This is a genomic window from Achromobacter sp. SIMBA_011 (assembly GCF_046535435.1).
GTDB lineage: Bacteria > Pseudomonadota > Gammaproteobacteria > Burkholderiales > Burkholderiaceae_B > Achromobacter > Achromobacter dolens.
This window is the reverse complement of sequence record NZ_JAWRWN010000087.1, coordinates 1-400: the sequence shown is the minus strand read 5'-3', so window position 1 is coordinate 400 and position 400 is coordinate 1. Positions and strand designations below refer to the sequence as shown.

1 pseudogene is annotated in these 400 nt (G+C 69.5%); it reads left to right on the top strand.

The features are described 5' to 3' along the window. Positions 1 to 400: pseudogene (locus SB816_RS30030) on the top strand (patatin-like phospholipase family protein); the annotation flags it as partial.

Genomic DNA, 400 nt, shown 5'->3' with positions numbered 1-400 from the left:
CTATTACGAGCAAGCGCTGCGCCACAACCGCAAGAACGCGTACTGGGGCAACCTGTTCCGCCGCGAGCCGGTGTTTCCGCACTATCGGATCTATCGGCAGGCGCTGCTCGACATCTACGGCGAGCCGTTCGCGCGGCTCGCGGACGCACCGGAGATCCGCATCGGCGTGTCGCACGTGCCGCGCTGGCTCGGCGCGCGCAGCGCGGTGGCCGCGGGCCTCGTCGCGTACAACATCGAGAAATACGTGCGCAAGACGCTGCACCCGACGCTCGGGCGCGCGCTCGGCTTTCGCCCCGAATTCGTGCGCGCACAGGCGTGCGCGACGGTCGACGATCTCGCTGACCTGATCCTGCAGTCGTCGTGCACGCCGCCGTTCACGCCCGTGCTGCGGCGCGACGGC